Source organism: Mesorhizobium australafricanum (genome assembly GCF_033977265.1).
Classification (GTDB): domain Bacteria; phylum Pseudomonadota; class Alphaproteobacteria; order Rhizobiales; family Rhizobiaceae; genus Mesorhizobium; species Mesorhizobium australafricanum.
The window spans coordinates 1-25,034 of record NZ_JAVIIT010000007.1 but is presented as its reverse complement, the minus strand read 5'-3'; the positions used below and the strand labels follow the sequence as shown (position 1 = coordinate 25,034).

Sequence of the window (25,034 nt, the reverse complement as noted above, 5' to 3'; positions counted from 1 at the left end):
GTCATTGGCCCAAAACCGCTGCGCATTTTTGGGCGACATGCATTAATATGGCGAAGCTGCAATTCGCATCATGGCGCTGGGAGCGAGCACTCGGATGAATACGCCCGCCGACCGGTTGACGACGCTGGAAATCCGCGCCGCCGAGCAGGAAAAGACCATAGAGGAGCTGTCCGGCCAGATCGCCGAGCAGTGGAAGGTGATCGAGCGCATGGAGCGTAAGCTCGCAGCGCTCACCGACCGGTTCCTGGAATTGGAGGAGCAGGCCGCCCCCGACGTGCCGGTGACCAAGCCGCCGCACTGGTGAGGAGCATGGGAGACGATAGCCATGTCCAGTGAAGCGACCGTGTCGCCAGGGCCGGCAATTATGTCTTCGGCCTGATGAACGACAGGGAACGCGCCCGCGCCGAGCGCGACCTCGAGATCGATCCCGCCTTTCGCGACACGGTGCTGCGGCTCGCCGAGCGCTTGCGCGCCCTTGATCCCGCGGCGCCCGAAGGACACGACAATCGCTGGGGGTTGATCACGCAACGCCTTGCCGAATTACCGCAGATGCAGACGCGCCTTGCCGGCATTGCCGCCCCCGAGGCCGAACCGCCGCCGTTGATGATCCACCGGCTCGAGCGCAGGCCCTATGGCCTCGGCCTGCATTCGCTCGGCGGCAGGCTTGGTTTTGTCATCGCGCTTGCCCTGCTGGCCGCGTTTGCGCTCGGCTATATCGCCGGCACGCTATAGGTCACGCGACATCAGAAGCATCGGCCCGCCGTCCTGCTCGAAAGTCTCGACTGCCGACCAGCCAAGCGCCTCGTAGAACCCGCGCGCTTGCCATGTGTAGAGGTAGAGTGTGCCGACACCAGCCGAGACGGCTTGGGCTTCGACGGTTCTGACCAGCGCCGAGCCGACACCGCCGCCGCGATGTGCTTGCTCGACGATCAGCCCGGCCAGCCATGGCGTCAGACTGTGCGGCGAATTGATTTCCTTGCGGACGAGAAGGCAGCTCCCGATCGGCTGGCCACGGTCGCGGGCGACGAAGGCTGCCTCAAATCCATCGCCGGCAACCAGTTCGCGAAGCCCGGCCATGTCTTCGTCGAGTGTCCGGCCAGTGCCTTCGAAGAAGGCCTCTAGGCGAAGCCGCGCGATCACCTCGATGTCGCCTTCGGCCATGGCTTCGATTGTCGGCCGCATCCCGTCTCCAAAACAAAACCGCCGGGCGTTGGCCCGGCGGTTCAAACTTTGCTTCAGCTGCCGATCAATAGCGGCAAGCCCGATCAATAGGGGCAGGCATTGTCGGTAGTGTAGTCGTGCACCTGGACCTTGCCGGAGATGATGTCGGCCTTGGCCTTTTCGACGGCCGCCTTCATGTCGTCGGTCACCAGCGCCTTGTTGTTGTCGTCCATTGCGTAGTCGACGCCGCCTTCCTTGAGGCCCAGATTCTGGACGCCGCCCTTGAAGGTGCCATTCTTGCCGTCCATGAAGGCGTTGTAGACGGCGACGTCGACGCGTTTCATCATCGAGGTCAGCACCTTGCCGGGCTGCAGGCCGTTCTGGTTGGAATCGACGCCGATGCCGAGCTTGCCGGCATCCGCGGCAGCCTGCAGCACGCCGACGCCGGTGCCGCCGGCGGCCGCGTAGACCACGTCGGAGCCCTGGTCGATCTGCGTCTTGGCGATCTCGCCGCCCTTGGCCGGGTCGTTCCAGGCGGCCGGCGTGTCACCGGTCATGTTCTGGATGACGTCCGTAGCGCCTGCCGACTTGGCGCCGCCGACATAGCCGCACTCGAACTTGCGGATCAGCGGGATGTCCATGCCGCCAACGAAGCTCACCTTCTTCGATTTCGAGGCCATCGCCGCCATGATGCCGACGAGGTAGGAGCCTTCGTTCTCCTTGAATACCAGCGAGCGGACATTGGGCAGGTCGACGGCATCGTCGATGATGGCGAAGTTGAGGTCGGTATACTCGGCCGCGACCTTCTTCAGCGCATCCTCCCAGGCAAAGCCCGCCATGACGATCGGATTGCGGCCGTCCTCGGCGAAGCGGCGCAGCGCCTGTTCGCGCTGCGAGGCGTTGGAGACTTCGAATTCGACGTAACCCACGCCGGTTTCGGTCTTGAATTTCTCGGCGCCGTGATAGGCAGCCTCGTTGAAGGATTTGTCGAACTTGCCGCCCAGATCATAAAGGATGGCCGGTTGCACATCCGCGGCGAAAGCCGGAAGAACCATTGCGGTTGCGGCCAGAAGGCCGAGAACGATACGTTTCATGTGATCCACACCCTGTCGGTTATTTTTCCGTTTTGCGTCGCCTGCCTGCCCGGTTCTCCGGCGGGCTTGCGACGCCAGGCAGGAAGTGTTTGCCCCTCCCGCTCGCGGTCAATCTGGCACGGCGCGAAACAAAATTCACGTGGAATTTTGACCTGTTGGAAAAAGCGGTTACTGGCAGTCCGGCCCCTCTCTGCCCGGCTGCTTCAGGGACTTGGAGCGAATTCCGCGCCGCGTCGCTTGCGCCGGTAGCCGACGGCGTAGAGCAGGAAGGCAAGCACCGCGAACACAGCAAAACCGGGTTGCGCAAGCACCCAGGCGACGGCGCCGTCCCAGACCAGAGGGCTTGCCTTGGCGCGCACGAAGGTCTCGAAGGCTGCGCGGGTATCCGGCGAGACCGCCAGCCAGCTTGCGTTGAGCGGCGTCATCACCAGCGACGAGGCGGCGACCGAGCGTGTCGTGTCGGTCACCGCCATGACAACGGAAATCGACAGCGCAACCATGGCTGCCAGCCGAAAGATGAAACGCAACATCGTCGCTCTCCCCGGGAAAGCTCCCGCAATCGACATAGAGTGTGCATAGTTCCCGCGCAATCGCGACCGATGAAATTAACCGGTCCGCGCAGGTCTGCGCCGGTTGACCCGCCAGATGGCGAAAATGCCGCCGGCGATCGCGCCGACGACCAGGCCTCCCAGGCCGACGAAAGCCGCGAAAAATCCGCAGGCGCCCTCGAAGCAGCTCATATGGGTCAGATCCGCGATCAGCGAGCCGGCGAAGAATCCGGCGCAGGCGCCGATCGCGCCGCCAAGGATGATGCCGAGCAGCGCGGCAAGGATCGAGACGAAGACCGGCGGCCGTTCGGTCTCCGGATTGGCGTAAACCGTCTCGGCGCCGGCGCCGCGACGCAGGAGATAGATACAGAGCAGGCCGATGGCGATCTCGGCGATGGTGAAACCCAGCCCCTCGGCCGAGAAGACGAAGTCGGACATGAGCAACACATAGGCCTGGCGCACGAGGAGCCAGATGATGATGGCGATTTGCCAGACCGTGTAATGGCGCGGGAAGCGGACGGACCGGTTGAAGGCAAGACCAAGCAGGTATAGCCCCCACAGAATGATGATGACGCCGCCGGTCAGGCCGCCATAGATCAGGAAGAAGACGTTATCGGGCAGGCTGAAATCGCCGATCAGCCGCCAGTTCGAGATCAGGCCATATGCCGACAGGCCCATGACGATGACGAGCCACGCCACCGGGACGAAGGAAAGCCCGCTATCCGGCCGCCCCGCGGGTTGCTGGTCGATCGACGCCATGCCAGGACGATGCCCCTTGCCCAAGCAATTCCAGGAAAGCGCGTAGCGGCTTTCCGTCAGGAATTGCAAAAACTGAACCGTCAATTCCAGGGAAAGCTCGCAACCGTTCCAACCGGGATTGCATGAAAACAAAGATTTACGGCAGTCGACAGCCGGGCGGAGCCGAAGTCAAGCATGGTCAGCCGGAGGCGTCCGGCCTGTGCACATCATTCGAACGCATCGGCCTCGCCGGAGCCCCGCCTTTGCGCCATCCGCGGCAAAAGCCGCCGCAATGCCATTATGGCTTGGCATTCGCTTTCGGATCGACTAGATGAGCCCCGCGACTGTTTGCCTAGACGGCTAGCGGTGCAGGGAAGGGTTGCCCACCGGTTGAAGGCACACCAGATAGTCCGTTGAGGACTTCCCATGGGAGCATCTCCCCAACCCGCGCGGCAAAACCGGCCGACGCGCGATGCAAGCGACGGAGAGGTGGCCGAGTGGTTGAAGGCGCACGCCTGGAAAGTGTGTTTACGGGAAACCGTAACGCGGGTTCGAATCCCGCTCTCTCCGCCAGCTATCTTCCATAAAAACCATTAGTTTTCAAAAACTTCCTTGCGGCCCTTGACCGCCAGATATCGAAACATATCTCATTCTGTGTAACAAACTGTGTAACATTAGAGTGAGCTAATGCGGCGATCTACAGCGCCACGCCCGCATAAGCGGGATGGTATCTGGTATCTCGTGCGCCGGGTGCCTAAGGAATTTGCGTCGTTCGACCGCCGCGGCTTGGTGCGCATTTCAACCGGGGTGGCAGTTGCTGACGATCCGCGTGGTGTAAGGGCTCGCGATGCGGTGCGAAGTCTCGGCGCGGAACTCGAGACTTATTGGCGCAAACTGGGTGACGGCCAGTCCGCAGAGGCAGCTCTGCGTTTCGAGGCAGCGAGGAAGCGCGCACGATCGTTCGGGCTGGCTTATCGAACCAATGAGGAGCTGGCGGCGGGGCCGCTGGACGAACTCATAGCCCGCATGAAGCTGCTTCTCGATAGAAATGCCATCGACAACGCAGCGGACGTCGCGGCGGTCATGGGCGGCGTGCAGCGGCCGGCACTGCGCCTGAGCGGGCTCCTCAAGGAGTTCGAGGCAATCGAGCAACAGAACCTGCTGGCGATGTCTCCAAACCAGATAAAGAAGTGGCGGAATCCCAAGAAGCGGGCGATCGCAAACTTGATCGGCGTCATCGGCGATAAGGAGATCGCTCGCATGACGCGAGAGGATGCGGTTGCCTTCCGTGAATGGTGGCAGAAGCGCGTCGTTGGAGGGGGCCTCGACATCGGCACGGCCAATAAGGACATCGGCCACATCTCCAAGATGCTGCGTGTTGTCGACCTCACGCACCAGCTCAAACTGGAGCCAGTTTTCCACCACCTTCGCCTTTCCGGGGCCGTCGCAGCCCAGCGCGCAGCGTTCAGCGAGCAGTTCGTGCAGGAAAAGATTCTCGCCGAAGGGGCGCTTGACGGGCTGAATGACGAGGCCCGCCACCTTGTCTATCTAATTGCCGATACCGGACTGAGGCTTTCCGAAGCGGCTAATCTCACCGCAGAGACTATCCACCTCGACCACGAAATTCCGCACGTCCAGGTGCGCCCCAATGGCCGCCGTCTGAAGACCGATCATTCCGCACGCGATATCCCCCTGGTCGGCTGCGCGCTTGACGTGATGAAGCTGCATCCGAATGGCTTTCCGCGATACCGCGATAAGGCGGCTTCGCTGTCGGCGCTCGTCAACAAAGTGCTTGGCAAAAAGAAGCTGCTGCCTACCTCGGAGCATAGCCTCTATAGTCTGAGACACACTTTCGAGGACCGGCTAACGGCTGTCGAGGCGCCGGAGAAGGTGACCGCTTCCCTGATGGGGCACAAATGGATCCGGCCGAAGTATGGCGCCGGACCGTCCCTGATGCAGAAGCACGAGTGGCTTCAAAAGATTGCTTTCAAGCCGCCAAAAGGCTAGCGGCGCCCGTTCTCTCGGGACCGCCCAACGGGAGCGCTTAGGCTCGCGGCATTCCACTGTCGCGGAAATCGCTTCGTCTCAGGCGATCCTTTGCTCAAGCTGTACGACGTTTGTGTCGTTACGCAGGCCCGTTGCGACGACCGACACCCGGAACTTCCCTGCTAATGCGTGGTCGAAGATGGCGCCGACGATAATGTTGGCGTCCGCATCGACTTCTTCCCGTATCCGTGTCGCTGCCTCGTCGACCTCGAACAGCGTCATGTCCATCCCGCCGCAGATCGATACGAGCAGCCCCCTGGCGCCGGTCATGGAGGCCTCATCAAGGAGCGGATTGGCGATTGCGGCCTCGGCTGCCCCCCTTGCCCGGCCCTCTCCGGAAGCCTCGCCGGTTCCCATCATCGCGCGGCCCATGTCACGCATCACCGACTTCACGTCGGCAAAGTCAAGGTTGATCAGGCCTTCTTTCACCACGAGATCAGTGATGCAGCCGACGCCCGCGTAGAGAACACGGTCGGCCATGGCAAACGCGTCGGCAAACGTGGTCCTGGCGTCGGCGACCCTGAACAGGTTCTGGTTCGGGATGACGATCACCGTGTCAGCGCTTTCACGAAGGCGCTCGATCCCGTCCTCAGCAGCCTGTGTCCTGCGCTTCCCTTCGAAGACGAATGGCTTGGTGACGACGGCCACTGTCAAAATGCCGGCATCGCGCGCGGCACGCGCAATCACGGGCGCAGCACCGGTGCCCGTGCCGCCGCCCATTCCGGCGGTGATGAAACACATATGCGTTCCCATCAGCTGGCCCATTATCTCGTCGAGCGATTCCTCGGCGGCGGCAATTCCGACATGAGGCAAAGACCCGGCGCCGAGGCCTTGGGTGACATGCGCACCCAACTGGATCAATCGAGACGCTTTTGACATGGTGAGCGCCTGGGCATCAGTGTTGGCGACGACGAACTCGACGCCTTGCAGGCCTTCGGCGATCATGTTGTTGACGGCGTTTCCGCCGGCGCCGCCGACCCCAATGACGGTAATCTTAGGCCTCATCTCGAGGATTTCCGGCTTGGCTGCCATTGAGGTTTCTCCCTACAAAGGCGCCGGCTACACTGCCGAGCGCACCACACGGAGCCAGGTCAGCGAGCAGGCGAATCAGGCGATCCCAACCACGATCAGGGAATCAGAGGAGGCGCCTGACTTCAAGGTCGAGCTTAAGACGATCAGGTGTCCTAGCGTCCTCATATTCGGCGCCTTTCTGCATCAGTTCCGCCAGCACGCGGCGAGCCCGGTCTTGGTTTCCGAGCCGCCGTCGCATCTCCTCAAGCTCTTGCTCTAGCCGTTCGAAGGTCGGGGTGTAGGATTCGCCATGACGAACGACCAAATAGGCGGCGACAGCGAGAAACCGCTCCAGTTCCGCCAGAGGCGGTGGAGAACTGGGAAATGCTGCGGAGCGCCGCATGGCCGGTTTGACCTATCTCGGCTTCGACTACTCGGAACCGGAACCCGGCAGGCGTCGCGACTTTTCTGTGGCTGGGAAGCCTTCCCTTCTGGCCTTCGCGAAAGCTCGGTCGCCCTCCAGGAACTCGACCAGCATGAACGGAATGAGCTCACCTACTGCCTCGGACTCGCCGTAGGTTTGACGGTATAGTGTCGCATAGTCCTTAAGGGCTTGGCTCAGGTCCGCGCTGATGGTGATGGTGATTTTCGAAGGTGTTCGGTCAGGGAGCTTTCCCAGCTTCAGCTTTGACATCACCTACTCCTGCGAGCTTGGATAGGGCCGAAGCACGAGATCCTTGTGCACGATGACGCGGAGCGGCCAGCCGGGGCGCACCGTGATTGTCGGCTGAATGTTTAGGTTCTTTTCGGTGATGCGCTGGCCGGCTTGACTGACGTTTTGTTGAGTGGATTCCCGGATCGCCTTGACCAGGTCACTTTCGTTTTCACCAAAACTCAACTCGGTGCCGACACCCAGCAATGTGGCCAGCGCAACTCCCTTGATCAGCTGCCAGGTGTGGAAATCAACCTTGTCCTCAAGCCCTGCGTAGCCGGCGGTGTCTGTGGCGGGCAGATTGTCGATTTCGATGGAGGAGCCGTCTGGCAGCAGAATGCGCTGCCAGACCAGCAGGGCGCGTTTTTGCCCAAAGGCGACGACGCTGTCATAGGTGCCGATCAGGCGTGAGCCTTGGGGGATCAGCAAGATGCTACCGGTGACAGTGTCGTGCACATTCTCGGTGACCTGCGCAACTACCAAACCGGGCAAGTCGGAATTGATGCCGGTGATGAGGCTTGCCGCGATCACGCTGCCAGCCATCAACTGATAGGGCGAAGCCGGCGTCTGCAGTGCATGCGGATTGTAGATTCCGTTTGTGTCCCGCTGACTGATAAAATCGAGCTTGCGCTGTTGGTTGTTCTGGTCGCCATCGGCTGACACAACCGAAGCCGACGCGCGTGTCGCACCGGCTTGCGGAAGCGCCTCAAATGGCTGCTGGGCAGATTGTCCGCCGCCCGCGACATCTGTCTGCTTCGGCCGATTGTCGATCCGGAACATGACTTGCGACTCGCGAGCCTCGATTGCCTGCTGGGCAAAGCGTTGCTCTTCGGCAGAGACTTCCTGCCCCGGCGCGATGCCGAGCTGGCGCTGTCGCTCAAGGATGGGACGGCCGAGATCGCCTGGCAGTGGTGGTCCAAGCATAGGCACCTTTGGCTTGATCGCGGAATAGTCCTTGGGGAGGTTTTCGAGCCCCTCGGCTGTTGGCTTGCGCTCGGTGTTATAGCGGTCCTCTGCCTGGCCCTTGATGCGCCAGGCCGGCCCTTGAAGCGCGAGCATGGTAACGCCGAATATGGCGCCCGATCCGAGCGCGGCGATAGCGATGATCACGCCGCGCCTGAATCGGACGGCGCGTCGCGGCGATGCTCGCAACTGCAGCTGCTCGGGATCAAGCTTCGGCGGAGCGGTGGAATGGGACGTGTCTGTCATGGGCGCTCCCCTCACCTGCCGAGACGAGAAAAAAGCGAGATCCGCCGCGGCGGCTGCCGGCCGTCGGTTCTGGTGATGCGCACCACCTGCTGTTGCTTGGTCCCGAGGCGCAGTTCGGCCGAAGCGAACAGACGATCGACGATGTAGTAGTTGCCCCGCATGCGGTAATTGACGAGCTGGCTACCTCCGTCAGCGTCGACGATGAAGAGCGGCGGCGCCTCGCCCTGGTCGATGCGACGTGGGAATTCGATGTAGACCTTGCTGCCGTCATCGAAGGCACGCCTCGGCCTCCAGGGCGGCGTGTCGCCGGTGATCGAATAGCGGAAGCGAATATTCTCGAGTGCGACGTTCGACGCCATCGGCGTGACAGCTTCAGCTTGAGCATTGCGCTGGCGCAGCGCGATGATCTGGTCCTCGCTATAGGTCCACGAGATGGCCGCCATTGCGGTCTTGTCAGTGCTTTGTAGCTGCAGGTGATACGTCCGACGTTCCGTGGTGATCACCAGGTTGGTGTTAAGCCCCGGCGCGAAGGGTTTGACCAGCACATGCGTGCGCTGGTTGTCACCGGTGCCGCTGACGGTGTCGCCGATCACCCAGCGCACCGTGTCGCCGGCGGACACGGCTGTCAGTTTCTCGCCTGGCTGCAGGGCAATGTCGGTGACGCGCTCCGGCGCGGCGTAGAGTTGATAGAGCGCACCATCGGTAAAGGGATAGACCTGGACCGCGTTGACATAGCCATACTTGGTGGGTTGCTGCGTCGCCGCCTTGTTGGCATCGGCGACACGTTCTTCGGGGTTGCGCTTGTCCTCGGCGACTTTGTCCGGGTCGGGCTGCAACTGGCCGGACAGCGGCAGCGGCTTTGGCACCTCGACGATCTTGACCAGCTTCTCCGGCGGCCTCTCGATTGTCGCCGGTTTGAAGTCGGCAGCATCATACGAAATCTCAGGCGGCGGCACCGGCTTCGACGCGCAGGCGCAGAGGACGACTGCTGACGCGGACAGGACCAGTGCTGTACGGAACGATGGGGCTCTATTTGTCATTGGCGGGCTCCTTCGGAGAAACGGAGGTCGGCGCGGCGCTGTCGAGCTCGCGTGACCAGTCGATGGCGTTGATGAAGACGCCGAGCGGGTTGTTGCGGAGCTGATCGGTATTGCTTGGCGGTCGGATCACGATGGTCAGGATCGCCGTCCATCGCATCGTGCTGGCCAGGCTGCCGCGCTCAAAAACCTGCTCGGTCCATTTGACCTGGAACGAGCTGTCGGAAGCCCTGACCACGCTGGTCACCTGCACTGACACGCTGCGCGTGCCAATCTGACCGAAGGGGTCGTTCGTCTTGGCGTACTCGTTGAGGAAGAGTGCTGCGCGGTCGGTGGCAAAGTCGTAGGCCGCCAGCCAGTTCTGCCGCACCAGCACCGGATCGGTGGAGATCGAACGGACATTTTGAATGAAGCGGCCGAGATGCCAGGCGATCTGAGCGTCAGTGGGCTCATAGTCCCGGATCGCTGGTGCCACGGCGCGCGCCTCACCGAAGCGGTCGACCTCGACGACATAGGGCACAACGCGGCTTTGCATCGACTGCCAAACAAGGCCGCCGGAGAGCCCCGTTGCCAACGCCAGGCAGCCAATGGCTATGAGCCGCCAGTTGCGCGCCTGCACCCGAGATGAACCGATGCGTTCGTCCCAGAGCTGGGCGGCCTTCTGATACGGAGTAACCGGCTCGGGCGTCTTGCCGTAACGTTGAACGGGTCGCTTGAAGAGCATCTAGTCGTCCTTGTCGCTGAGAGAAGGATTGGCGCTGCCGCCAGGCCTGTCGCCCTCACGGACGGCTTGCATGGCGGCGTGGCGGTGGGCACGGGCGGTCTGTTCGGAACGCAGGCGCCTTGCCCAGCCGGGCGCAGCATCCGCGGCCGTGCCGGATGGGTTTCCTGTCATTGACGCAGTCGGCGCGCCCCCGGTCGCGGTCCATGCGGCCTCGCGCCCGGCATCGGCGCTGCGCGCGAACCCTCCCGCGGCAGATCGTGCTGCTCGCATCGCGGCGCCGCCCACGGCACCCGCCACACCGTGCATTCCGGCAGACACACCGGACAGGCCAGTCTCAGCCGAGGTTGCACGTCCCAACTGCCATGCCGAGGAAGCTGCCGAACCCATTGTCGTGCCGGCTCGGATCGCGGCGAGACCGCCGCCTGTTGCCATGCGCGCACCGGCAAAGGCAGCTCCCCCGGCCACGAGCGCTGATCCAGCAGCGGCCGCCGTGGTCCCGAGTGCGGCGCCGGCGCCAAGCTGCGGTGCGCCGGAGACAAGGCCCGAAGCGATCCCCGGGCCGAATATGCCGAGACCAAGCAGCGCCAGCGCGCCGAGCACCTGCGACATGGCGGCCGCCAGATCCGGCTCCTTGCCTTGCAGAGCGGAAGCGAATTCGCCAAAGAGCGTCGAGCCGATGCCGACGATTACGGCGAGCACCATCACCTTGATGCCTGACGAGATCACATTGCCGAGCACACGCTCAGCCAGAAATGCTGACCGGTTCCAGAGCGCGAAGGGCACAAGAACGAAGCCAGCCAGGGTGGTGAGCTTGAACTCCAGGATTGTGATGAAGAGCTGGATCGAAAGAATGAAGAAGGCGATGATGACCAGGAACCACGCCACGAGCAGCACGAAGATGGTGAGCGCGTTGCCGAAGATTTCCGGAAAGCCAAGAAGCTGGCTCGCTTGATCGAGCAGCGGCCAGGCCCCCTCGAAGCCGGTCGCGGCGATGCGCCCAGGATGCAAGAGATTGTCGGCGGAGAGATTGCCGGAGGACGCGTTGATGCCGAGTCCGGCAAAAGACCGATAGATGATATCGGCGAGGTTCTTGAAATTGTTCAGGATGAAGGCGAAGACGCCGACATAAAGCACCTTGCGGATGAGCCGGCCGACAATGTTGGATTCGTCGCCGAGCGCCCAGGCCAAGCCAGCAAGCGTGATGTCGATGCCGATCAGGGTGGTGGTGAGGAAGGCGACGTCGCCTGAAAGCAGGCCGAACCCGCTGTCGATGTAGCGGATGAACGTCTCCATGAAGCGATCGATGACCCCTAGGTCGTTCATGCCGCCTTCCTCGTTGTGAAGAGCTGTTGATCAGTTGCCGGGATAGGCCGTGCCGGTGCCCAGGAAGCGCTTCGTCGTCTGACGGGCGGCCTCCTCGGACTGCGCCTTGCGCGCGGCATCCTCGGCCTCGGCTCGGAACTGCGTGGCAAGCAGCGTCTGGATCTGCATTTGCTGCTTGGTCGACAGCGCAATCAGTTGGTTGGTCGCCTGGCTAGCCTGAAGCGCACCGGCCGCGCCTTGGCTGCGATTGACGAGATCGGCAAGAAGATCGCCGTCGCTGCGGACATTCTCGACGATCTGCGACTGGACGCCCATGGTCTGGCGGAACGCCTGCATGGCGCTCTGCCAGCGTTCACGCGCGGCGCTCGCCACGTCGCTGACCTTGATCGTGGCGTCATAGCTTTCGGGATATTGCTGTCGCCACTGGTCCTGAAGCTTGTCGAGATCGAAGCTCAGGCCGCTCGCCTGGTCCATCAAACCGTCGATCCGTTGGAGCGAACCGGTAAGTTGGCCAACGGAAGAGAAATCCAGGCTCTGGAGGTTGCGCGCCATGTTCTGCAGCATGGTCGCCTGGTTCTGAAGCGACTGGATCTGGTTGTTGATCTGCTCCAGCGAACGCGCCGCTGTCAGCACGTTCTGCGCATAGTTCGAAGGATCGAACACGATGAGTGCATAGGCTGGCCGGACATAGTCAGCCAACGGTTTGGCGATCAGGGAAAGAGTGATCAGGCCGGAGAGAAAACGGCGCCGCATCATGACGATTGCTCCTTGTCTGGTTGAGGGAATTTCCGGAGAAGCTCGGCGGCCCAGTCGAGGCCGCGTGCATTGAGGAAGTTGGAGGCAAAGCCGTCCTGCCCGTGCTTGGACAGCACGCTATCGATTAGGGTCTGGCTGGCAGGATCGGAGGCACCGCAAAGCGCAAGCGCGATCGGGCCGAGGCCGAGCTCGAAGAGTCGGTTCCCACGGCGCGATTGCAGATAGTACTGCCGCTTCGGTGTGGCGCGAGCGACCAGCTCGATCTGCCGCTCGTTCAGACCGAAGCGTTCGTAGGCTGCCTTAGCCTGCGGTTCCACGGCACGATCGTTGGGGAGAAAAATGCGCTGCGGGCAACTCTCAATGATTGCCGGCGCGATCGCAGAGCTGGCGATATCTGCAAGCGACTGCGTGGCGAAGATGACCGACACGTTCTTCTTGCGCAGCACCTTCAACCATTCGCGGATGCGGGCGGCGAAGAGCGGGTTGTCGAGATAGACCCAAGCTTCGTCGAGCATGAGCAGTGTCGGCCGTCCGTCGAACCGCTCTTCCAAACGATGGAAAAGATAAGTGAGCACCGGCAACACAGCGCCTTGGCTGTGCATCAGCTCCTCGGTCTCGAAACACTGCACATTGGACAAGGCCAGCCGATCATGATCGGCATCAAGCAGCCGGCCGAAGGAACCGTCGAGCGTGTAGGGCATCAAAGCGGACTTCAGGGCGTTGGACTGAAGCAGGACCGACAGGCCGGTCAGCGTGCGCTCCTCAACCGGCGCGGTGGCAAGACTGGTGAGCGCCGACCAGACCGCCTCTTTCACCTCTGGCGTGACGGTGACGTTCTCATGGGCAATGAGGCCGGCGATCCATTCGGCCGCCCAACTGCGGGCAGCCTGGTCGCCGATTTCGCGCAGCGGCTGGAACGCAAGCGCGCCGTCCGCACCGAGCGCGTGGTGCTCTCCTCCCATTGCAAGTGTTGTCGCGCGCGCCGAATTGCCCTTGTCGAAGACATAGACCCGCGCGCCGGCGTAGCGTCGGAACTGGAGCGCAATCAGGGCAAGCAGAACCGACTTGCCCGCTCCAGTCGGACCAACGATCAGCATGTGGCCGACATCGTCGACATGGGTGGAAAGCCGGAACGGTGTCGACCCGCTCGTCTCGGCGTAGAGAAGCGGCGGAGCCTCTGCTTCTGTGACCTTTGTGAGATGCTCGTTTGCCGTCGGGCCGGCCCAAACAGATGACAGCGGCATCAGATGGGCCAGGTTCAGCGTGTGAACGAGCGGCTGGCGAACATTCGCATAGACATGGCCTGGCAATGAGCCGAGCCAGGCCTCGACCGCGTTGACGCTTTCACGGATCGTGGTGAAGCCGAGTCCATTAATGATGCGCTCGACCGCGCGAAGTTTTTCCGCGGCAGCTTGCCGGTCCTCGTCCAATACCGTCACGGTCGTAGTCAGATAGCCGAAGCCGACATGATCGCCGCCCAATGCCTGAAGTGCTTCGTCGGCATCGAGCGCCTTGTTGTCGGCATCGCTGTCAACGAGCGGGACGGGTTCGTTGGTGACGACCTCGCGCAAGATCGCGACGATCGATTTGCGCTTTGCAAACCATTGCCGCCGCAACCGGATCAGCGTTTTGGTGCTTTCCGTTTTGTCGAGCGGAATGAAGCGCGTCATCCAGCGATAGGCAAAATCTTGGTGGTTGAGCGCGTCGAGGATTCCCGGCCGGGTGAGGTTCGGGAAGCCGAGGATGGTGAGCGTGCGCAGATGCTGGTCGCCCAGCATAGGCTCCAATCCGCCGGTGAGCGGCCCATCGACCAGAATGCCGTCGAGATAGATTGGCGTTTCCGGCACCGCGACACCATGGCGGCGGGTGGAGATGGTGCCGTGCAGGTAGGTCAACATCTCGGCATCGTCGAGAACGCGCACTTCGGGCATGAAGCCCGACAGGAGATCCAGAACGCGGTTGGTCTCATCTCGAAACCGCGCCAGCTCCTGGCGCCAATCCCTTTCGCTCTGCGAACGATGGGAATCGACGAGCGCGCTTTCCGCCCGAGCGTGGCTGTCCGGCGGCGGCATGAACACCACGGTCAGGTGATACCGGCTTTCGAAATGCGCGACCTTGCCCTCAAAAGCGGCGCGGCGTTCTTCGTCGACCAGCCATGAGGCCGCGTCGGGGAAATGCGAGGCTGGATAGCCAAGCGCTTCGACGCGCTCGGCCTCGAAGAACAGTGCCCAGCCTGAACCGAGCCTTCTCAGGGCATTGTTCGCCCGGGCGCAAATGCCGATGAGTTCGGCTTCCGTCGCGCTTTCGAGATCGGGACCGCGGAACCGCAACGTCCGTTGAAAGCTGCCGTCCTTATTCAGCACGATGCCCGGCGCCACCAATGCAGCCCAGGGCAGATGGTCGGCGAGCCGGTCGGCTTTGCCGCGATATTCCGACAGGTTCAGCATGCAAGCCACCCCCTCAGACGAAGGTGGCGGACAAGCACACTGGCGAAGTCCGGATCGCGGCGGGCCGCGAAGACCGCGAGCGTGTGACCAGCAAGCCAGAGCACCAGTCCAGCAATCCACTGCTGCAAGCCAAGGCCTATCGCCGCGGCGACCGTGCCGTTGAGGATTGCCACCGCTCGTGGCGCACCGCCCAGCAGGATCGGCTCCGTCAATGCCCGGTGGACCGGCACCTCGAAGCCCTCAATATGTTGCTCTCCAGTGCTCATCCGACGACTGCCCCGCCGCCGAAGGAGAAGAAGGAGAGGAAGAAGCTCGACGCAGCGAAGGCGATCGACAGGCCGAAGACGATCTGGATTAGCCGCCGGAAACCGCCTGCCGTGTCGCCGAAGGCGAGGGTCAGACCGGTGGTGATGATGATGATCACCGCGACAATCTTGGCCACCGGTCCCTGCACCGATTCCAGTATCTGCTGCAGCGGCTGTTCCCACGGCATGCCAGAGCCGGCAGCGTATGCTGGAGCCGTAAGACAGAACGCGAGCGCGGCGGACGAAAGAAAGCGAAGCTTCTTGCGCATGAACTGGCCTTTCAGAACTGTTGGAGTTGGGGAAGCGTGAGTTGGGTGACGGCGTAGTCGCCACTGCCGTCGAGACCGGTGACCTCGGCGATCGCGTCGATGCGGCGCGAGGATCCACGCCCGGCGATGAAGACGATCAGATCTATCGCATCGACGATGAGGCGACGGGGAATGGTGACGACGGCTTCCTGAGCGAGTTGCTCGATGCGATAGAGGGCAGAGCGTGCCGAGTTGGCGTGGACGGTGGCGATGCCGCCGGGATGCCCGGTGTTCCAGGCCTTCAGCATGTCGAGCGCTTCCGAGCCTCTGACTTCGCCGACGATGATGCGATCGGGTCGAAGGCGCAGCGTCGAGCGAACGAGATCGGCGAGGGTGACCGAGCCGCGCCTTGTTCTCAAGGCAACGCAGTCCTTGGCCGCACATTGCAATTCGCGCGTATCCTCGATCAGGATTACCCGCTCGTCGCATTCGGCGACTTCGGCCAAGAGCGCATTGGCAAGGGTCGTCTTGCCCGATGACGTGCCGCCAGCGACCAGGATGTTGCGACGCTCGCGTACCGCCTTCGTCAGCACATCGGCCTGCACCTGCAGCATGATCCGGTCTGCGACATAGTTGGCTAACGTGTAGAGCTTTGCGGCCGGCTTGCGGATGGCAAAGCATGGCGCCAGCACCACCGGTGGCAGCAGGCCCTCAAAGCGCTCGCCCGACGGCAGTTCGGCGCTGACGATCGGATTGTCAGCATGCGCCTCGGCGCGCACATGGGAGGCGACCAGACGGATGATGCGCTCCGCTTCCGACGGGTGCATGGACACGCCAGTGTCGATCCGGCCTTCTCCGAGACGGTCGAGCCGCAGCGCACCATCAGGATTGACCATCACCTCGATGACCAACGGATCTGCCAGCGCCTCGGTGATCGCCGGGCCCATTGCGGTGCGCAACATCGCGCGCCGGCGATGGTCGGCTTCGGGATGAGAGCTCATCCTTCGCCTCCCCCGCTATTCCCTTTGCCGAGCGAGCGTTTCCCGGAAGCGATCTGCCGGCCGACCTGCTCGACGAATTTGTCGAAACGCTCCTGGGCAATCGCCTGCGTTGCCTTGTCGGGGACCGGCGTATGAGCATGGAGCGTGATCGAAAAGCGGATGAAGAGCGCCAGGCTCTCCAGGATCATCTCTGCATCGCGCCTGACATGACCAAGGTCGCGGGAAAGACGATCGAGCCTCACACCATAGCGCCGGTCGAGCTCATTCTCGCCCCGCCGCTCGATGAAAGCCTCGACCGCCTTCGCCACGATCGCGGATTTTGTGGTCGAGGGGTCGCGGCTGAGGTTGTCTAGTTTCTCGCTCAACTCGGGTTCGAGCAGAAACTGGTGGCGAATGCGGTGCGGCTTCATGGCGGCTCGTTCCGATTTGCCGGCGGTACGCCGGCGGCGGGAACGAACATCGGCCAGAAGCCCGAAATCGCTTATGGTCGTTATCTACGCTGAGATACGCTTGGCTTTAGGTGGCGTTCAGAAGCCGGGCACGATGTCCTTGTCCTCGCCCCTGCCCTCGTTGATGCCGTAGGCCCGCGCCGCAGTGGAAATCCGGTCCAAGACACGCTTGTCAGCGGCCGTCTCGCTATCGTCGTCAGCGGGATCGAACATATCGCTCTGATCAGGCTCGTTGCCGACGACGGTTTGTTCTTCAGGCAGACCAGGATGGCGCTGCTGCTGAATACCACCCTCATCGTCAATTGCAGCGCCGGCGCTCTCGTCGTCAGCAGCAAGACGGCGGTCGACGCTGCGCAAGTGTCCGGTCCAATCGTCCGGCCGCGACGCAGGGCAATCGGCATAGGGACCTTCACTCAGTGCCGGGGAAGGCAGCAGCCGTTCGGTGAAATTCTGATCCTCGTAGTAGCGTAGCTTCTTCGCACGAATTGGCGGCAACCCGGAAACCAGTACCAGTTCGTCAGAAGGCGGCAGCTGCATTACTTCACCCGGAGTCAACAGCGGTCGCGCCGTCTCCTGGCGGCTCACCATGACGTGCGAAAGCCAGGGCGCGAGCCGATGGCCGGCATAGTTGCGCATGGATCTGAGTTCCGTCGCTGTGCCGAGCGCATCCGAGATGCGTTTGGCCGTGCGCTCGTCGTTGGAGGAAAAAGCAATTCGCACGTGGCAGTTGTCGAGGATGGCGTTGTTCTCGCCGTAGGCCTTTGAGATCTGATTCAAGGATTGCGCGATCAGATAGGCGCGAATGCCGTAACCGGCCATGAAGGCCAGCGCCGTCTCGAAAAAGTCGAGGCGGCCGAGCGCCGGGAATTCGTCCAGCATCATGAGCAGTTGGTGCTTCCGACTCTTCTTCGGATCATCATCCAGGTGCTCGGTCAGCCGCCGGCCGATCTGATTGAGCACCAGTCGCACCAGCGGCTTGGTACGCGAAATGTCCGATGGAGGAACGACGAGATAGAGCGACATTGGCCGTTCGGCATCTATGAGGTCGGCAATGCGCCAGTCGCAGGCCGATGTTACCGCGGCCACAGTCGGATCGCGATAGAGGCCGAGAAAAGACATGGCGGTCGAAAACACGCCTGAACGCTCGTTCTCTGACTTGTTCAGCACCTCGCGCGCCGCCGACGCAACGACCGGATGGACCTGGGGTCTTTCCGCGTTGCCAAGGTGGTTCGTCGTCATCATCCGCTGCAGAGTTGCTGCAAACGAGCGTTGCGGGTCCGACAGGAAAGTGGCGACGCGGGCAAGCGTCTTTTCTTCTTCGGCGTAGAGCACATGCAGGATGGCGCCGACTAGCAGCGAATGACTCGTCTTCTCCCAATGATTGCGCCGTTCGAGCGCGCCTTCCGGATCGACCAAGATGTCGGCAATGTTCTGGGCGTCTCGGACCTCATTCGGGCCCCTGCGCACTTCCAGCAGCGGATTATAGCGCGCCGATCGTGGATCGGTCGGATTGAACAAAAGGCAGTATGAGAACTTCGATCGCCAACCTGAGGTGAGTCGCCAATTCTCGCCCTTGATGTCGTGAATGACGGCCGAGCCGGTCCAGGAAAGAAGCGTTGGGACAACCAATCCGACTCCCTTGCCTGAACGTGTCGGAGCAAAGGCCATCACATGCTCCGGCCCATCATGGCGAAGATACCGATCCTTCAATTTGCCAAGGAAAACTCCGACCGATCGAAACAACCCAGCCTGCTCGATCTCCTGTTTGATGGCCCACCGCGAGGAACCATAGGTCGTGACCAATCCGCGCTGTCGTGCGCGCCAAAGCGAGCCCGCGATTGCTGCCGCGCAGCCAATGAAGCCACTGGCACCGGCAAGCGCACCGGCCTTGTCGAAGACCTCAGGTGCATAGGCGTCGAAATGGAACCACCATTCGAAAAGTTTCCACGGCCTGTAGATCGGCCAGCCGGCCGCGACAAGCCATGGCGCGCCTAGTTGCGGTTGATAGCTCAGCATGTGGGCGCACCATTGCGTTGCCGTCCATACGCCAGCAATGACCATCGCGAACACGACGGCGATCTGCCCGATTAACAGCTTCGTGGGCGTCATTGGCTAGGCTCGCTGGACAACGCAACATAGCATCGCGCGGCCAGGCCCAGTTACGAATGCGCCTCACGTACGATTGGATGCGATGACTCGCTATGTATTGCCGTCAACCGTCATCGGCCGGTCGTTCCAGTGTTGAGTCATGAATGGACACCGCAACGTGATCTCGGTCATGGACGAACTGAATGTCCTGCGGCTTAGTCAGGTTCGACCGCGAGCTACCGCGATGCAGAAGATGGCTTCGACTTGAAGTCGGAGGCTTTGGTGACGCTCTTCAAGGTGATCGCACGGAGTTCCTACGAAGACATCAAGGCGACCGGCGAATTGATTGCAGGCTCCGACCTCGACTGGACTTGGTGCGCATTCCATTCCTCAAGGACGGTCCCGCCGATGGCGGCTTAGCGGTTGGTTCCTACGGCATGAAACTGTCCAGAGGACATCTGGCAAAGTTTCTGTTCGATCAAGTCCCGAGCAGAGCGTTTGTGCGGGCCGCTCCTGGCATTGCCGACCATTTGTAACCCGACATGACGCTAACTCGAAAGCAGGAGCGTCCCCCCGGATCAACATGATACATCCGCAGCGCCGGTGACCTGGAGGCGCGGCGAAGGCGCGTCGCACCTGCCATCGTGCAGGATTGACCAATGTGAAACGACCGATAGGTCGCCAACTGTCGTCTTTGGCACTCGGCCTGAGGTTTTGCCTCCCATGCGACCCCTCTTCAAGTTTGGGGAGAAGCCTTCCCCAGCTGCAACACCGCGCAATCGGGTGCTCTTTGCGGCAACAGCTGTTTAAACAGACTTCAAGCCATAAATATACGTTTCAGTCAAACCTATAGGAGGCCTCTATGAACGTGCCCCACCGCTCCATGCTGTACTTAGCAAGAGCAGGCTGCTTATCAATCTTGCCGACGTCATCGCAGATGCAGTTATAGGTAACATTGCTGTTGTTCTTCGTCCACATTGCCCAGTACCGGGCACCAATGCCGATGCTGAAATTCTTGTTGAAGAAGTAGGATAGTGCTCCTTCGACCTGAACGCCCCCGCCACCTTGCCCCCGCTGATCGTAGAAAGTTGGTCTGGCCCGAAGAAGGTGGTCGTCACGACCACGGAAGTCCGTCCACGGCAGGTAAGCAACATCTGCGCTCACACGCCAGCGCTCAAGCAGCATAGTCTCGGCGTAAAGGCCGATGCGCGGCGCATTCCAATCGGATTCTTGGCGGCCAGTGATCAGAGGCTGTGTTGGCACCTGGCATGGACCGAACGGCGAAGCGATCTGCACGCATCCGATCGAATCCGACTTCTGGCCGTAATAGGTCCATCCGACGAATGCACCCAGTTTATAGGTGCTACCGCGCAGAAAGTTGAAGCCCGCATCAGCCGTATAGTACGCGAACTTTCCATTTGCTTGGCCGTGTAAGGTGTTGCTGTAGGCGAGTTTGTCAATGCTCGAATCTTCGTCGTTCATCCGTCCTTTGTCGAAGCGTCCGGCGCCAATGTTGCCCTTCAAGAATATCCCCCAGGGGCTATCAAGGCGTCCGAAAAATTCGCCCGAAATGCCGTCCAACCCCCTGTACGTCAGCCTAGAGCTGGGGATGCTCTCATCCCCAAGTGTTGGTGGCGCAAGGATGTAATCCCACTGAAATATCCCCCGGCTGAGCCAGGCCCGTGAGCCACCCTCGAAGGACCAATCGCCTGTATATACAATAGGCTTGGCTTCTGTCGCCCCGTCCGAGAGTAGTGTATCATTCCGTCCCATAGATCGCGGGTAAACGCCAAAGTGGTAATTCAGGCCGACCTTTCCCACGTGATAGCTACTTGATAAATTGCTGCTGCTGGTGGAGACGATTCCAAGAGGTGGGTACTGTACGGTCGAAGGAGTCGTTAAACGCGTCCCGCTAAAACCCATATAGTCGTACTCGAATTTGACAGACCAATCAGGCGAGAGCGCTTGCTCAACACCAGCTCCGAGACTCCAACCGAAGCGACCATAATCGAAATGTGTTGTGTGCCGTCCGAACCCAGGGGAGTCCTGCATCAAAAATTCGTTGTTGTTGGCGATCTCGCCACGATTGTTTTGCCAAGCTACGCCTGCCTTGGCGTAGGCCAGCATTTGGCCCTGCGGGCCAAACGTGTACCCGGCACGTGCGGTCGCTGTGAAAAAGGAGTTCGGACCTGCATGGCAGGTGTCTATTACAGCAGTGCCTGAGAAGGCAAAACAGCTGTTTGTGCCGTCGGAGACAGCGTAGCTCGCGTCGAGTTCGGCGCCGAATACCAACCTATCTCTTTGCCAATTGTAGCCGAGCTGGCCTCCGGCCATGAACACCGGAGTGCTGACGACGTCTCCATAAATCGATGGGCCATAAGGATCACTGAAGGACGTGCCGCCATAGCCTCCGCCGCCGTGGACGCCAATATATCCTCCGGTCCAGTCCCAGACCGCCGGTCCCGGCTCGGACATCCTGTTGAGATTGGCCGAATTGGCTGCACCGCATGCGGCGAACGCAACTATTGCCCCGCCCCAAATTAGAACTCCAGATCGCATTTCACCTCACTAAACAAACGACGCATGACGCGATCGGCAACGAAGCTCCCAAGGCTGGCGGTCGTGGCGCCGCTCCAACAACCGCTGGGCAAAACCCGTGCCAGCTTGAGCCACTCGCCTTGCCAGCGCTTTTCGATGGCGATGTCATCTAGGCGACAAATTGGATCGCGTTCGGCAGGCCGAGAAGACGTGCCCGCTTTGGCCATGAACGCGGCTGCGTATTCGGCCTAATCGGCCCGAAGCTGCGATTTTGGCCATGTGGCGGCGATCCGGTACCGCGCCAATGACGCGGCGCCCCAAAAAAAAACAGCGGATGTCTACCCATCAGGATCTGATCCGCTGGTCTATCCAGGATAGTCCGGCGCATCGCCACCAGGCTTGCCCAGCGTCGCATAAAGCACGCCGATGTAATTGCGTGGGCGCCAACCGCCTCCGAAATCAACGCAAACGCATTCGACTGTACAAAATCGACCATATTGCTCGCCGTTTTCGATTGAGGACAGTGGCGCATTGCCTCTCTGCTAGGTCATTTAGACCGTGCCGGTCGTACGGATGACCGTGGTGGTTTCTGCGATCTTCTTCTGCATGGTGCATTCCTTTTCCGTATGAGTACGTGAACTGGTTTGGCGGATGCCACTCCAGTCATGTTGCCGTACGCCAGGCTTCCTGGTGTCAGCACGCTGCAAGGAGGAACAGCAACTTTCGTGCCACATATGTAAAGGGGTTCGAAGAAACTCAGAAGTTCCATAGGGTCCAGTCGCTTATCGATAAATGGCTCTCGCGCACGAGCCTCAACCCACAGGGCGCACAATTGTCGTGTGTGGGACAATTGTTAGGTTTGTCCTGCCGCTGAACTGTCATCCAGGCGATTAGAGCCCTTGGTAATTTCTTCTGCTTCAGCATGGTGATCTGAAGGCCCCGTAAAGTTAACTGACGGCTGATGAAGAATGTGCGTACATGGACGATGTCAGAAAGTTGCTCATGATCCGCTTATCGTCGCCACCGCTTTCCCGCCGAGTTCATTGCGCACGCAGTATGGCTCTACTTTCGCCTTCCGCTCAGCCTGCGCATGGTTGAGGACATGCTGGCGACCCGCGGTATCATCGTCACGCATCACACCATTCGAAGCTGGGCGGAGAAATTCGGACGGCATTTCGCCCGGAGATCAAGCGACGGTCAGCCAACTGCCTGGGCGACAAATGGCATCTCGACGAACGTGTGGTGGCCATCAATGGCAAGAAGCAGTGGCTCATCTCAGATCGGAGGAAGTTTTCCGGCTGTTCGGCGAAATGGCCAACGTCGGTCAGGTGATCTATCTCACCCATGAGCAGCACCTATGCGACATCGCCAAGGCGATCATTCCCAACGTTGCGATCCACGAGCTCGGGTAATTCAAACGGCATTGTGTCGTGCCTCATCTCGGCCGCTGGGTACCCCCGTCGCCACTGCCTGAAGCGAACCTCGACAGGGCTGACTGTTCAAGGTGGCGCGCAGAGACGGAACGTGTGACATTGGATGCGACACGCCCTGGTCGCCGTTTCTAGGCTGGCCGCCTGCCACCCAACAGCGGAGGACGCTATCGCGCGTTGCCCAGGGGCACGTCGACCGAGGCGGACAACCCGCATGTGGTGATCCTCGACCACGCCTATTTCGACAATCTCTCGCCTGTCGTCGTGCAGCAGCTGGCGCTCGGCGGCCTGCCATCTAGCCACGGTGCTCAACGAGACGGTCGCGGCCGAGAAGTAGCCCGGCGGATTGACGCGCTTCCTCGACCAACGCCGAGCGCAGCCGGCATGTGCCAGTTCTACTGAGATTGCGCCGATAGCCGATGCTATGATTTGAAGGTTTTGCTGAACCAACTTCGCGTTTCGTCCCGACAAGGAAGTCGCCGGCACTGAATCGAGTACTTTTCGATGGTGCGCGGCGCAACTGGTGATCAGGATTCCCGGCTCACTTACGGATGAACCAGAAAACGCAATTGAAGGAAACGGCCGGAGCGGCTCGTCAACGGCAACGAGTCCGCCGCGCAACTGTCATCGCCAAATCTGGCGAAGATTGCCACCTCGCTTTGCGCGACACGCGCGAGCGCGTCGAGGTCGGTGTCGGAAATTTCGATGAGCTTGCCGATGCCGACGGATTCGGCGGTGCTCGCCTCATCTTTCGCGTCGCGTACGGTCGATGAGCCGGACCGTCGTCGGGCACCAGTGCCTGGGCCAGGGCCCTTGTCTCGTTGACTGAGGTCTGCAGCTTGGCCGCAATCTTGTCCGCCGCACTAGCAGCTGTCTCACCGTCCACGAATTCGAGGACCGTGCCTTGATGTTGGCGACGTCGACGCCGGCAGCGTCCGCGGCCACGGCATCAACAACCTTCGTCGCCTCCGCGCTCATGGCCGTCGCGACGGCGTCCGGTCCGCGCATGAGCGCCAGCGCTACCTCCGCTCAGGCCGGCGCGCGCGTAATCGCAGCCGTCAGCAGGTTCTGCACGAGCATCAGGCGTACCGTGGAGACGGGGCTCTGCGAATGCCACTCGTTCAGTGCTTCCCGCACTTCGCACCATTCCACCATTGGCGCGTCATGAACCGCAAGCGTGCCACGAGCCAGTCGCGCGCAACGCGGTCCTTTGCCGACGAAGCAGAGGCAAAAGCGTATTATGCGGACGCCGCAAAGGGGGGAACTCCGGCTAGCGCGCTGCCGTTCACTCAGCAAATATAGGCGTCGAGCAGGAATTTCGACACCATCCGCCCAGGATGCCAGATCGCGCGGCATCACGCCTGGCTTGCACCGACTACGATCCAAATAGGATCACCGGCCAGCGGATGATGGTGTCGAGCTCGCGCACGACGCGTAGCCCCGACAGCGAGGTGTCGGCGATCAGCGCCAGACACTCCCACGTATAGCTGATCTACTTGACGGTAGCGACCGAGACTCAACGCCCCGCGTCAGATTGCTCTCTGCTTCTGAAGGAAGCCATTAGCTCGGCTCGGGACTGATCGGAGGCTTGGCTGATCGGCAGTGCGACTCCTGTGTAACAGCCCTATGACCGAGTCGGTGTTGGAGTGCCTCAGGTTGTCGAGGTGCAGCCTGCCTGGCTGCCGCCTTTGCCCCAGTCGCCTGACCAGCACCCGCGTGCCGTCAAGACTCCGCCGGGCGGCTCAACGACCAGCCCGCGGCACAGCTCGCACGACGGCTGGGAGCCCACCTGGAGCCCACCCGTATCACCCAGCAGCAGAACGGCTATAATTGCGATGTCTTTGTGCTCCAACGCCACTTTGGTGTCGCCCAGCAGTACGGCATCGTTGCCCGCAAAGTCCTTCACCAGACCGACCAGCTGCCCGTCCTCAATCCGACCGTTGATTTGGCTCTGGTGGTTCTCGTCAAGCCATTTGCTGAACTTGCGCAGCGCCACTATATCGCCAGCAATCGAGCTTTCACCCACCTTGGCTGTTTTAGCCGCCTCGGCACGGTAGGCGGCAAAAAGCACCTCGTCCGGGTGCTCGCGGCCGCGCTTGCGGCGGCGCGTTTGCTGAACGACGGAAGCCTGGTGCGACGCCTCGGCCGGCGTTGTATGGCGCGCGCCGG

At 61.3% G+C, this 25,034-nt stretch carries 27 protein-coding genes, 1 tRNA gene and 2 pseudogenes; 10 read left to right on the top strand and 20 right to left on the bottom strand.

All coding sequences use genetic code 11. The features are described 5' to 3' along the window. Positions 1-94 precede the first annotated feature (94 nt). The gene (locus RFM98_RS15115; protein WP_320214763.1) at positions 95-304 is read left to right on the top strand and encodes a SlyX family protein; all 210 of its coding nucleotides are present in this window, start codon (positions 95-97) and stop codon (positions 302-304) included. Between the two features lie 74 nt (positions 305-378). Beyond that, a complete protein-coding gene (locus RFM98_RS15110; RefSeq protein WP_320309618.1) occupies positions 379-732 on the top strand; it encodes a hypothetical protein in 354 nt (117 codons plus the stop codon). Here the strand turns inward: RFM98_RS15110 and RFM98_RS15105 are convergent. From RFM98_RS15105 to RFM98_RS15090, 4 genes are all read right to left on the bottom strand, one after another. Beyond that, positions 727-1,182, bottom strand: a complete 456-nt coding sequence (locus RFM98_RS15105; RefSeq protein ID WP_320309617.1) for a GNAT family N-acetyltransferase — start codon at positions 1,180-1,182, stop codon at positions 727-729. The two genes, RFM98_RS15110 and RFM98_RS15105, sit on opposite strands and share 6 nt — an antisense overlap. 83 nt (positions 1,183-1,265) lie before the next feature. Beyond that, a complete protein-coding gene (locus tag RFM98_RS15100; RefSeq protein ID WP_320309616.1) occupies positions 1,266-2,255 on the bottom strand; it encodes a BMP family lipoprotein in 990 nt (329 codons plus the stop codon). Between the two features lie 203 nt (positions 2,256-2,458). Continuing rightward, the gene (locus tag RFM98_RS15095; protein ID WP_320309615.1) at positions 2,459-2,785 is read right to left on the bottom strand and encodes a hypothetical protein; all 327 of its coding nucleotides are present in this window, start codon (positions 2,783-2,785) and stop codon (positions 2,459-2,461) included. A 75-nt stretch (positions 2,786-2,860) separates the two neighbouring features. Continuing rightward, the gene (locus tag RFM98_RS15090; protein WP_320309614.1) at positions 2,861-3,562 is read right to left on the bottom strand and encodes a hypothetical protein; all 702 of its coding nucleotides are present in this window, start codon (positions 3,560-3,562) and stop codon (positions 2,861-2,863) included. 462 nt (positions 3,563-4,024) lie between these two features. Here RFM98_RS15090 and RFM98_RS15085 point away from each other — a divergent pair. Beyond that, a tRNA-Ser gene (locus RFM98_RS15085) sits at positions 4,025-4,114 on the top strand. 114 nt (positions 4,115-4,228) lie between these two features. Next, positions 4,229-5,548 (top strand): integrase, encoded by a 1,320-nt coding sequence (locus RFM98_RS15080; protein WP_320265763.1) that lies wholly within the window; start codon positions 4,229-4,231, stop codon positions 5,546-5,548. A 78-nt stretch (positions 5,549-5,626) separates the two neighbouring features. Here RFM98_RS15080 and ftsZ read toward each other — a convergent pair whose 3' ends face one another. Beyond that, on the bottom strand, positions 5,627-6,619 hold the full coding sequence (gene ftsZ, locus RFM98_RS15075) for a cell division protein FtsZ (RefSeq protein ID WP_320228086.1): 993 nt from the start codon (positions 6,617-6,619) through the stop codon (positions 5,627-5,629). Between ftsZ and RFM98_RS15070 the strand changes: the two genes are divergently transcribed. After that, positions 6,609-6,878, top strand: a complete 270-nt coding sequence (locus RFM98_RS15070; protein WP_320223725.1) for a hypothetical protein — start codon at positions 6,609-6,611, stop codon at positions 6,876-6,878. The two genes, ftsZ and RFM98_RS15070, sit on opposite strands and share 11 nt — an antisense overlap. Before the next feature lie 150 nt (positions 6,879-7,028). On the opposite strand, the gene RFM98_RS15065 is transcribed toward RFM98_RS15070, so the two are convergent. From RFM98_RS15065 to RFM98_RS15010, 12 genes are all read right to left on the bottom strand, one after another. Then, complete coding sequence (locus RFM98_RS15065) at positions 7,029-7,292, bottom strand: DUF2274 domain-containing protein (RefSeq protein ID WP_320228085.1); 264 nt, start codon at positions 7,290-7,292, stop codon at positions 7,029-7,031. A gap of 3 nt (positions 7,293-7,295) precedes the next feature. Further along, on the bottom strand, positions 7,296-8,519 hold the full coding sequence (locus tag RFM98_RS15060) for a TraB/TrbI/VirB10 family type IV secretion system protein (protein ID WP_320228084.1): 1,224 nt from the start codon (positions 8,517-8,519) through the stop codon (positions 7,296-7,298). Positions 8,520-8,530: 11 nt separating this feature from the next. After that, positions 8,531-9,559: a P-type conjugative transfer protein TrbG gene (trbG, locus tag RFM98_RS15055; RefSeq protein ID WP_320309613.1), complete on the bottom strand. Its 1,029-nt coding sequence runs from the start codon at positions 9,557-9,559 to the stop codon at positions 8,531-8,533. Continuing rightward, a complete protein-coding gene (gene trbF, locus RFM98_RS15050) occupies positions 9,549-10,280 on the bottom strand; it encodes a conjugal transfer protein TrbF (RefSeq protein WP_320309612.1) in 732 nt (243 codons plus the stop codon). The genes trbG and trbF overlap by 11 nt, the downstream gene beginning before the upstream one ends. Continuing rightward, on the bottom strand, positions 10,281-11,603 hold the full coding sequence (gene trbL / locus RFM98_RS15045; RefSeq protein WP_320309611.1) for a P-type conjugative transfer protein TrbL: 1,323 nt from the start codon (positions 11,601-11,603) through the stop codon (positions 10,281-10,283). A 30-nt stretch (positions 11,604-11,633) separates the two neighbouring features. Further along, positions 11,634-12,359: a P-type conjugative transfer protein TrbJ gene (trbJ, locus tag RFM98_RS15040; protein ID WP_320228080.1), complete on the bottom strand. Its 726-nt coding sequence runs from the start codon at positions 12,357-12,359 to the stop codon at positions 11,634-11,636. After that, positions 12,356-14,806 (bottom strand): conjugal transfer protein TrbE, encoded by a 2,451-nt coding sequence (gene trbE / locus RFM98_RS15035; RefSeq protein ID WP_320309610.1) that lies wholly within the window; start codon positions 14,804-14,806, stop codon positions 12,356-12,358. Before trbE ends, trbJ begins: the two co-directional genes overlap by 4 nt. Continuing rightward, entirely contained in the window at positions 14,800-15,072 is a 273-nt protein-coding gene (locus RFM98_RS15030; protein WP_320223733.1) for a VirB3 family type IV secretion system protein, read from the bottom strand. Before RFM98_RS15030 ends, trbE begins: the two co-directional genes overlap by 7 nt. Further along, positions 15,069-15,380 carry a TrbC/VirB2 family type IV secretion system protein gene (locus tag RFM98_RS15025; RefSeq protein ID WP_320223734.1) on the bottom strand — a complete coding sequence of 104 codons (312 nt, stop codon included), beginning with the start codon at positions 15,378-15,380 and terminating at the stop codon, positions 15,069-15,071. Before RFM98_RS15025 ends, RFM98_RS15030 begins: the two co-directional genes overlap by 4 nt. Positions 15,381-15,391: 11 nt before the next feature. Then, a complete protein-coding gene (trbB, locus tag RFM98_RS15020) occupies positions 15,392-16,360 on the bottom strand; it encodes a P-type conjugative transfer ATPase TrbB (RefSeq protein WP_320309609.1) in 969 nt (322 codons plus the stop codon). Continuing rightward, positions 16,357-16,770: a CopG family transcriptional regulator gene (locus RFM98_RS15015; protein WP_320309608.1), complete on the bottom strand. Its 414-nt coding sequence runs from the start codon at positions 16,768-16,770 to the stop codon at positions 16,357-16,359. Before RFM98_RS15015 ends, trbB begins: the two co-directional genes overlap by 4 nt. 117 nt (positions 16,771-16,887) lie before the next feature. Next, entirely contained in the window at positions 16,888-18,918 is a 2,031-nt protein-coding gene (locus tag RFM98_RS15010) for a conjugal transfer protein TraG (RefSeq protein ID WP_320309607.1), read from the bottom strand. 261 nt (positions 18,919-19,179) lie between these two features. Here RFM98_RS15010 and RFM98_RS15005 point away from each other — a divergent pair, with 261 nt between their 5' ends. Continuing rightward, positions 19,180-19,317, top strand: a complete 138-nt coding sequence (locus RFM98_RS15005) for a hypothetical protein (protein ID WP_320309606.1) — start codon at positions 19,180-19,182, stop codon at positions 19,315-19,317. 417 nt (positions 19,318-19,734) lie between these two features. Here the strand turns inward: RFM98_RS15005 and RFM98_RS15000 are convergent, their stop codons facing one another. Continuing rightward, entirely contained in the window at positions 19,735-21,456 is a 1,722-nt protein-coding gene (locus RFM98_RS15000) for an outer membrane protein (protein WP_320309605.1), read from the bottom strand. After that, the gene (locus RFM98_RS14995; protein ID WP_320212920.1) at positions 21,438-21,662 is read right to left on the bottom strand and encodes a hypothetical protein; all 225 of its coding nucleotides are present in this window, start codon (positions 21,660-21,662) and stop codon (positions 21,438-21,440) included. The genes RFM98_RS15000 and RFM98_RS14995 overlap by 19 nt, the downstream gene beginning before the upstream one ends. An 815-nt stretch (positions 21,663-22,477) precedes the next feature. Between RFM98_RS14995 and RFM98_RS14990 the strand changes: the two are divergent. From RFM98_RS14990 to RFM98_RS14975, 4 genes and pseudogenes are all read left to right on the top strand, one after another. Then, positions 22,478-22,707 (top strand): annotated as a pseudogene (locus RFM98_RS14990) (IS6 family transposase); the annotation flags it as partial. Continuing rightward, a complete protein-coding gene (locus tag RFM98_RS14985) occupies positions 22,701-22,847 on the top strand; it encodes a hypothetical protein (protein WP_320251631.1) in 147 nt (48 codons plus the stop codon). The pseudogene RFM98_RS14990 and the gene RFM98_RS14985, both read left to right, overlap by 7 nt. Positions 22,848-23,042: 195 nt before the next feature. After that, the gene (locus RFM98_RS14980; RefSeq protein ID WP_320293020.1) at positions 23,043-23,267 is read left to right on the top strand and encodes a hypothetical protein; all 225 of its coding nucleotides are present in this window, start codon (positions 23,043-23,045) and stop codon (positions 23,265-23,267) included. A gap of 149 nt (positions 23,268-23,416) precedes the next feature. After that, complete coding sequence (locus RFM98_RS14975) at positions 23,417-23,638, top strand: hypothetical protein (protein ID WP_320251623.1); 222 nt, start codon at positions 23,417-23,419, stop codon at positions 23,636-23,638. An 878-nt stretch (positions 23,639-24,516) separates the two neighbouring features. Here the strand turns inward: RFM98_RS14975 and RFM98_RS14970 are convergent. Then, positions 24,517-25,034 (bottom strand): annotated as a pseudogene (locus RFM98_RS14970) (hypothetical protein); the annotation flags it as partial.